Below are 5,772 nucleotides of genomic sequence, written 5' to 3' on the forward strand. Positions count from 1 at the left end.
CGCGGTGCAGGGCATCGAGGCGGCACTGCGCGGTGAGATCGGCGTCAGCTCGATCCAGCGGATGCACGCGCGACTGCGCGGCGCACCCGCCGAACGGGCGTGACGCCCTTCGGGCAGCGACTCGCGGACGCCCTCGGGCGCCGCGGGCCGCTGTGTGTGGGCATCGATCCGCACCCGGGGCTCCTCGCCGCATGGGGTCTCGGCGACGACGTGGACGGTCTGGCCCGGTTCAGCGAACTGTGCGTCGAGGCGTTCGGCGATACCGTCGCGGTCGTCAAGCCCCAGGTGGCGTTCTTCGAGGCATACGGCTCCGCCGGCCTCGCGGTGCTCGAACGCACCATCGCCGGGCTGGGGGAGACGGGCGTGCTCGTGCTCGCCGATGCAAAGCGCGGCGACATCGGTTCCACGATGGACGCCTACGCCCGGACCTGGCTGTCGGACGGCTCGCCGCTGCGTTCGGACGCCGTGACCGTCTCCCCGTATCTGGGCTTCGGTTCGCTCGCCCCTGCGCTGGATCTGGCGGCCGGGACGGGCCGCGGGGTATTCGTGCTCGCGGCCACCTCCAATCCCGAAGGTGCGCAGGTCCAGCGGGCCCGGGTCGCCGACGGGCGCACCGTGGCGCAGGTCGTGGTGGACGAGTGCGCCGCCCGCAACTGCGCCGACGCGAGCGGCGGAGCGGCAGAGCTGGGATCCGTGGGTGTGGTGGTCGGAGCGACCCTCACCGAGGCGCCCGACCTGTCCGCCCTCCACGGGCCCATCCTGATGCCCGGAGTGGGCGCCCAGGGCGGCACCGCCGACGACGTGCGCCGACTCGTGGGCGACCACCTGCGGGCCGTCGTGCCCAACGTCTCACGGGACGTGCTGCGGGCAGGTCCGTCCGTCGCGGGGCTGCGGGCCGCCGTCGCCCGCACGTTGGACGGCTTCGCCTTCCTGACGGACTGAGACGTTCGACTCTCGTGCCCGGATCGCCACGCGCGGTCCGGGCGCGAGTCGTACATACCGCTGGTATGCACTCTGACCTGCGCTCGGAGCGGCGCGACACGCGGAATGGGAAGAAAAATTTCTCGGGCCGCCGAAGTGCCCGAACGTCCGGTCGCCGATCCCGCGAGCCGCTCGGCTCGCTGCGGACCTCTCCGGCGCCCCGGATACCCACTCACCTGCAGTTTTCCCCCATTTGGGCAGGTCGCGGCGATGTGCGGACGCGCGCCGGAGGGCGCGGAATCCGCTGCGGAATCGGCGTGCACTACCGCACGGATTTTCGAGCGGAACGCCGGGGGGTGGGTTCGCATTCGTCGGTGGTCGTGAGTACGGTCGCTATCGCCGCTGGTTGCAGCGGTGAAGACTCGAAAGCCAACGATGAGACGGAGGAACCGTGGCCCTTCCCCAGCTGACCGATGAGCAGCGCGCCGCTGCTCTGGAGAAGGCGGCTGCTGCCCGTCGTGCCCGGGCTGAGCTCAAGGAGCGCCTCAAGCGCGGCGGCACCGACCTCAAGCAGGTGCTCAAGGACGCCGAGAACGACGAGATCCTCGGCAAGATGAAGGTGTCGGCTCTGCTCGAGGCCCTGCCGAAGGTCGGCAAGGTCAAGGCGCAGGAGATCATGACCGAGCTGGAGATCGCCCCGACCCGCCGTCTGCGCGGCCTCGGCGACCGTCAGCGCAAAGCCCTGCTCGCCAGGTTCGATTTCGACGCCTGAGCACGTGGTAGCTGACGCACGAACCGTGACGGACAGCGTGCCCGCAACGCGGAGGGGCCGGCTGGTGGTACTGGCCGGGCCCTCCGCGGTGGGTAAGTCGACCGTCGTACGCCTGCTGCGGAGCCGGATCCCGGATCTGCACTTCAGTGTCTCGGCCACCACCCGGGACCCGCGACCGGGCGAGGTGGACGGGGTGGATTACCACTTCGTCGGCCGCGCCGAGTTCGACCGGATGATCGACGCCGGTGAACTGCTCGAATGGGCCGACATCCACGGCGGTCTGCAGCGTTCGGGCACGCCGGCCGAGCCGGTGCGCGACGCACTCGCCGAGGGACATCCGGTGCTCGTGGAGGTCGACCTCGCGGGAGCACGGGCCGTCCGCGCCGCGATGCCGGACGCAGTACTGGCCTTTCTCGCCCCGCCCAGTTGGGAGGTGCTCGTCGAGCGCCTCACCGGCCGAGGCACCGAGACCGACGAGGTCGTCGCTCGCAGGCTCGATACCGCCCGCAGCGAACTGGCCGCGCAGGACGAGTTCGATGTCGTGATCGTCAACGACGACGTCGACCGGGCCTGCGATGAATTGGTATCCTTGTTGGTCGGACCCGGAGCCGACTGACCGTCCGCGCCTCGTGCGCGTCCGGCCGCCGGTTTCGTGCCCCCTTATTCCGCGACATCTCAGGAGAACACCGAGTGAGCAGCATCCAGGCAGCCGCGACCGACCTCGAGGGCAACGCCCTCCCGGTCTACGACACCCCCTCGGGTATCACCAACCCGCCTATCGACGAGCTGCTCGAGCGCGCCTCCTCGAAGTACGCGCTGGTGATCTACGCCGCCAAGCGGGCACGCCAGATCAACGATTACTACAACCAGCTCGGCGACGGCATCCTCGAGTACGTCGGCCCCCTCGTGGAGCCGGGCCTGCAGGAGAAGCCGCTGTCGATCGCCATGCGCGAGATCCACTCGGATCTGCTCGAGCACACCGAAGGCGAGTGAACAACCCCGCTTCGAGCGGCGAGGCCGGATCCGTGCAGCGCCGCCGCATCGTCGTCGGTGTCGCCGGCGGCATCGCCGCCTACAAGTCCTGCGCACTGATCCGCGCGTTCACCGAGAGCGGCCACCACGTGCGGGTCGTCCCGACGGAGTCCGCCCTCGAATTCGTCGGCCGCGCCACCTTCGAGGCGTTGTCCGGCAACCCCGTCCAGACCGGTGTATTCGCCGACGTGCCGCAGGTTCCGCACGTGCGGCTCGGTCAGGAAGCCGACCTCGTCGTCATCGCGCCGGCGACCGCCGACCTGATGGCCCGGGCGGTCGCAGGTCGCGCCGACGACCTGCTCACGGCGACCTTGCTCACCGCGCGGTGCCCGGTGATGTTCGTGCCCGCGATGCACACCGAGATGTGGGAGCATCCCGCCACCGCCGACAACGTCGCGACCCTGCGTCGCCGCGGGGCGGTGGTCGTGGAACCCGCGTCCGGCCGGCTGACCGGCAAGGACACCGGAGCCGGGCGGATGCCCGAACCCGACGAGATCTTCACTCTGGCCGCGTTGCTGCTCGAACGTGCCGACGCGCTGCCTCGCGACCTGGCCGGACGCCGCGTCGTCGTGTCCGCCGGTGGCACCCGCGAGCCCCTCGATCCGGTGCGCTTCCTCGGCAACCGGTCGTCCGGCAAGCAGGGCTACGCACTCGCACGTCTCGCCGCGCAACGCGGCGCCGACGTGACGCTCGTCGCCGGCAGTGTCGCAGGTCTCGACGACCCGGCCGCGGTCGACGTCGTCCGGGTGCAGACGGCCGCGCAGATGCAGGACGCCGTCGCCAAGCACGCCTCCGGCGCCGACGCTGTGATCATGTCCGCGGCCGTGGCCGATTTCCGGCCGTCCACCTTCGCGATCAGCAAGATCAAGAAGGGGAAGGGCGAACCCGACTCCATCGCGCTGACGAAGAACGACGACATCCTCGCCGGGCTCGTCCGGGCACGCACCGAAGGGGGCCTCTCCGCGGAGACGGTCATCGTCGGGTTCGCGGCGGAGACCGGCGACGAGCACGGTGACGTGCTCACCTACGCCCGGGAGAAGCTCGCCCGCAAGGGATGCGATCTTCTCGTCGTCAACGCCGTCGGAGAAGGCAAGGCGTTCGAGGTCGACGACAACAACGGCTGGTTGCTGTCCGCGGACGGTTCGGAAACCGCCCTCGCTCACGGATCGAAGGCCCTCATGGCCAGCCGCGTACTCGACGCGCTCGGACCTCTGCTGGCGGAACGCAGCAGAATCGGGTGATTTCAATACTCGCGTCGACGCCTGCGGAGCAGTAGCGTCGGCACTGCGATCGGGTCGTTGCGGCCCGTTCGAGGAGCGCACGCTCCACACGGTTTGTCCGTCCAGCGCCTGGCGCATAGTCGAGAGGGAGTTTCGTGGCCAAGACCGGCGGTCGTCTTTTCACCAGTGAGTCCGTGACGGAAGGACATCCGGACAAGATCTGTGACGCGATCAGCGACTCGGTTCTCGACGCGCTCCTCACCGAGGATCCTCGTGCCCGGGTAGCGGTGGAAACTCTCGTGACCACGGGGCAGGTGCACGTGGTGGGTGAGGTCACCACCTCCGCATACGCCGACATCCCCAAGATCGTGCGCGATTGCGTGCTCGAGATCGGCTACGACTCGTCGTCGAAGGGCTTCGACGGCAACTCCTGCGGCGTCAACATCGCCATCGGCGCCCAGTCCCCGGAGATCGCCGGTGGCGTCGACGTCGCCCTCGAAGCGCGCAGCGGTGTGCTCACCGACGACGAAGTCGCACTGCAGGGCGCCGGCGACCAGGGACTGATGTTCGGATACGCGTGCTCCGATACGCCCGAGCTGATGCCGCTGCCGATCTCCCTCGCCCACCGCCTGTCCCGGCGCCTCACGGAGGTCCGTAAGTCCGCGGTCCTGCCGTACCTGCGCCCCGACGGCAAGACCCAGGTCACCATCGAGTACGACGGCGACAAGCCCGTCCGCCTCGACACGATCGTCATCTCGACGCAGCACGCCGCCGACATCGACCTGAACAACCTGCTCACGCCGGATCTGCGCACCCACGTCGTGGACGCGGTGCTCGCCGACCCGAATCTGGCCGATCTCGACACCGCCGACGTGCGTCTGCTGGTCAACCCGTCCGGATCGTTCGTCCTCGGTGGCCCCATGGGTGATGCCGGCCTGACCGGCCGCAAGATCATCGTCGACACCTACGGCGGTATGGCCCGTCACGGTGGTGGCGCGTTCTCCGGCAAGGATCCGTCGAAGGTCGACCGTTCGGCCGCCTACGCGATGCGCTGGGTCGCCAAGACCGCCGTCGCCGCCGGCCTCGCCGAGCGCATCGAGGTGCAGGTCGCCTATGCGATCGGCAAGGCCGCTCCGGTCGGTCTGTTCGTCGAGACCTTCGGCACCGAGAAGACCGACCCGGCCCGCATCCAGCAGGCGATCGGCGAGGTCTTCGACCTGCGTCCGGGCGCGATCATTCGCGACCTCGACCTGCTGCGCCCGATCTACGCGCAGACCGCTGCGTACGGTCACTTCGGCCGTACCGACATCGACCTGCCGTGGGAGAACACCGACCGCGCCGACAAGCTGCGCGCGGCCGCCGGTCTGTAGATTCCGATCGGGCCCGGGTGGCTGCCGATTTCGACGCCGCCGAGGTCGATCCGGTCGCGCGGGTTCTCCCGCTGCTGCCGGTTCCGCACCTCGACCGGGAGTTCGACTACCTGATCCCGTGCGAGCTGGACGCGGACGCCCGTCCGGGCGTCCGCGTCCGCGTCCGCTTCGCCGGACGCCTCGTCGACGGTTTCCTGCTCGCGCGCGCCGCGTCGAGCGATCACACCGGCAAGCTGGGCCGCCTCGACCGGGTGGTCTCGTCCGAGCAGGTCCTCACACCCGAGATCGCCGCTCTGGCGGAGGAAGTCGCGACCCGTTACGCCGGGACCCGGGCCGACGTGCGTGCGTCTGGCGGTACCTCCGCGACACGCACGCGTCGAGGCCGAGGCGCCGCGCACACCGGAAATTCCGCCTGCCCCGGACGATCGATCGCGCCGCGTGGGGCCGGTATCGGCAC

At 69.9% G+C, this 5,772-nt stretch carries 6 protein-coding genes and 1 pseudogene; all 7 read left to right on the top strand.

Features of this window, described 5'->3' with window-relative positions:
- Positions 1-99: 99 nt before the first annotated feature.
- Positions 100-942, top strand: coding sequence for an orotidine-5'-phosphate decarboxylase (pyrF, locus tag R1101_RS0114865; protein WP_016934194.1), 843 nt, complete (start codon positions 100-102; stop codon positions 940-942).
- A gap of 430 nt (positions 943-1,372) precedes the next feature.
- The gene (mihF, locus tag R1101_RS0114870; RefSeq protein WP_006551450.1) at positions 1,373-1,693 is read left to right on the top strand and encodes an integration host factor, actinobacterial type; all 321 of its coding nucleotides are present in this window, start codon (positions 1,373-1,375) and stop codon (positions 1,691-1,693) included.
- Between the two features lie 64 nt (positions 1,694-1,757).
- Entirely contained in the window at positions 1,758-2,309 is a 552-nt protein-coding gene (gene gmk / locus R1101_RS0114875; RefSeq protein ID WP_016934195.1) for a guanylate kinase, read from the top strand.
- Between the two features lie 56 nt (positions 2,310-2,365).
- Positions 2,366-2,686, top strand: coding sequence for a DNA-directed RNA polymerase subunit omega (rpoZ, locus tag R1101_RS0114880; protein ID WP_371053292.1), 321 nt, complete (start codon positions 2,366-2,368; stop codon positions 2,684-2,686).
- On the top strand, positions 2,683-3,966 hold the full coding sequence (gene coaBC, locus R1101_RS0114885; protein WP_016934197.1) for a bifunctional phosphopantothenoylcysteine decarboxylase/phosphopantothenate--cysteine ligase CoaBC: 1,284 nt from the start codon (positions 2,683-2,685) through the stop codon (positions 3,964-3,966). The genes rpoZ and coaBC overlap by 4 nt, the downstream gene beginning before the upstream one ends.
- Positions 3,967-4,100: 134 nt before the next feature.
- The gene (gene metK / locus R1101_RS0114890) at positions 4,101-5,315 is read left to right on the top strand and encodes a methionine adenosyltransferase (protein WP_016934198.1); all 1,215 of its coding nucleotides are present in this window, start codon (positions 4,101-4,103) and stop codon (positions 5,313-5,315) included.
- A gap of 17 nt (positions 5,316-5,332) precedes the next feature.
- Positions 5,333-5,772 (top strand): annotated as a pseudogene (locus R1101_RS26910) (primosome assembly protein PriA); the annotation flags it as partial.

This window comes from Rhodococcus sp. R1101, from assembly GCF_000278445.1.
Taxonomy (GTDB): domain Bacteria; phylum Actinomycetota; class Actinomycetes; order Mycobacteriales; family Mycobacteriaceae; genus Rhodococcus; species Rhodococcus gordoniae.